This is a genomic window from Chamaesiphon sp. VAR_69_metabat_338, assembly GCF_031423935.1.
In the GTDB taxonomy this organism is placed as follows: domain Bacteria; phylum Cyanobacteriota; class Cyanobacteriia; order Cyanobacteriales; family Chamaesiphonaceae; genus Chamaesiphon.
In genome coordinates, this window is record NZ_JANPGM010000584.1 from 1 (window position 1) to 2,002 (window position 2,002).

At 43.4% G+C, this 2,002-nt stretch carries 2 protein-coding genes; both read right to left on the reverse strand.

Annotated features, from left to right (window positions below; genetic code table 11):
* Positions 1-213: 213 nt before the first annotated feature.
* A complete protein-coding gene (locus RMO84_RS16090; protein ID WP_310489450.1) occupies positions 214-504 on the reverse strand; it encodes a hypothetical protein in 291 nt (96 codons plus the stop codon).
* Positions 505-997: 493 nt separating this feature from the next.
* On the reverse strand, positions 998-1,639 hold the full coding sequence (locus RMO84_RS16095) for a T3SS effector HopA1 family protein (protein WP_310489451.1): 642 nt from the start codon (positions 1,637-1,639) through the stop codon (positions 998-1,000).
* Positions 1,640-2,002: the final 363 nt, after the last annotated feature.

A 2,002-nucleotide genomic window follows, 5' to 3' on the forward strand; every position in this document is an offset into this window, starting at 1 on the left:
ACCAGGAGGAAGCTCAACATCCTACCTGGTGCGGGGTAATTTTTAATACGACTCAGATTTAGCATGGTGGTAGAGCGAAGATCCAAAATTTTCAGCCGCTACCACCAGATTAACTCAAACACCGCTCTAATTTGAATCTCACTTAGAACGTTATCTGCAGAACCCAAGTCAATTATTATGTAATGTGATTGGATTCCCAAACTGAGAGGTTAATTAATTATTACCAGTAGGAGGAGTGACAGGAGGCACAACGATTGGAGGCACACTACCGCAAGTTGAAGTTTTGTCAGAAGATTTACCAGAGGATTTACCCATCTTGCAACCACCACTGCTCTTGCCACCGGATCTCTTGCCAGCAGCTTTATTACCACGAGCTTTCTTAACACAGGCACCACCGTAAATAGCACTTGCTTCCATTGGTTGCAGTTCGGTCAAGAAGCTTTCAGCTCCTTGAAATAATTCAGTACCAGTTGCGTTCAGTTCGGAGATTTGAATTTTAGACATAATATTCGGGGTTTTCTGATTACTCAATTGTTTGTTTTTGAAGCAGAAGTTATTAACTTCGCTCATGAATCAATATTATTCACTATTTTTGAATAATCCAGTGATATTTATCACATCTGATAAAAAATATTTGTCGATTTACGAGTAGCTGCGAAAAGCATTCCACGCTGTTCGCCAAATACCAGTCTATTATTAGCTTTAAGCACTCAAAACGATCTGGATCGAGCAAAGACCCTTCGCCAAAATTAACACCTAATAAAAAACAAGCTCGGTTTTCGAGCTTGTAATAGATTGCAAATATAATTTCGAGTCTGCGGCTTATATCTGACAGGAGTTGCAAAAACTTCTCTAGACGAGCGATACAGGCTGCCTGCTTATCTCGATCGCACGAGGTAGCGATCGGATTTTAGCCAAGTAGTAGCAAATTGGATATTGTTCATTTTAGTAGCAATAGAACTATAGAATATATATAATAGCCAAACTATCGCTGCGGTTAATTATTGCCGATATGCCAGTTTTTATATGTATTTAAGATATGAGCTAGATGTGAACTAAGATTGATAATTCCATTTTTAATTAATTCTGTTTCGATCGCGACGATCTGTGTCACCGGATCGGGATGTTCGAGACAACTAATTATCCCGATCGAGATCGATCGACAGCATAAATCGGCAAAATCGATTTCGGGATTGGCTGTTTCGGCAACACCGATCCCTGGTGCGAGTTGAGTGGTAAGTGGTGGGATACCATTACGCACTGGATGAAGCCGAGCGATTTGGTGCAATAGTGGTGCGGCTTTGCCGTAATCGGTACAAAGTACTCCCAAGATTAATGGTTCTACCCGATGGTAAGAGTCGAGTCGTCCCTCGACTTGGAGTTCAAACGGGATGGCTAATTGGTTTAACGCTTGGGTCATGCTGGCGACCAGATCGATCGCGGTTTGGGGGTCGCAGTTCCAGTAGATATTAGAGACTGGCGCACTTGGCAACCGACCAGCATTACTAATTGCCACATAGCGATCGATCTTCATCAGGTTGTTGGGCATTGCGGCTCCCACCAGCTCGCCAACGAGAATTTTCGCAGCGGGAGTATAGAGGCTTTGGGTGGGCATCTTGAGTGATAATCCATCTTTCATCACGATGAAGTCTCTATCCGGATTAATCGATCGCACCAACCAATCCGGATCGTAGTATCCGCCCCCACAATTGGCAGCTCGCAGCCGACCGATAAAAGCGGCTTCATCATTGGCAAAGACTTTTGAGGGGTTTACTGGCTCTCGATATACCTGGCTGAAATAAGTGCCGATTAAATAAGATTGCAGGAGTTAAATCTAATTAGTTAGTGCAAACAGTCAGAAAGTTTGCAGAAATGACCTGTAAGAATAACATCACCGTTCTATACAACCGCAGCTCTCGTGTGAAGTAGCGAGGAACGCCATTCAGTCGAACGAGAGCGGCCCCACAGTTTTGAAAGAGGAGGGGTAAACTTTTAACTCAAC

What these genes read in the sequence shown, in the direction of transcription:
- RMO84_RS16090 (WP_310489450.1), bottom strand. Translation starts at nt 504, where the DNA reads ATGTCTAAAATTCAAATCTCCGAACTGAACGCAACTGGTACTGAATTA.
- RMO84_RS16095 (WP_310489451.1), bottom strand. Translation starts at nt 1,639, where the DNA reads ATGAAAGATGGATTATCACTCAAGATGCCCACCCAAAGCCTCTATACT.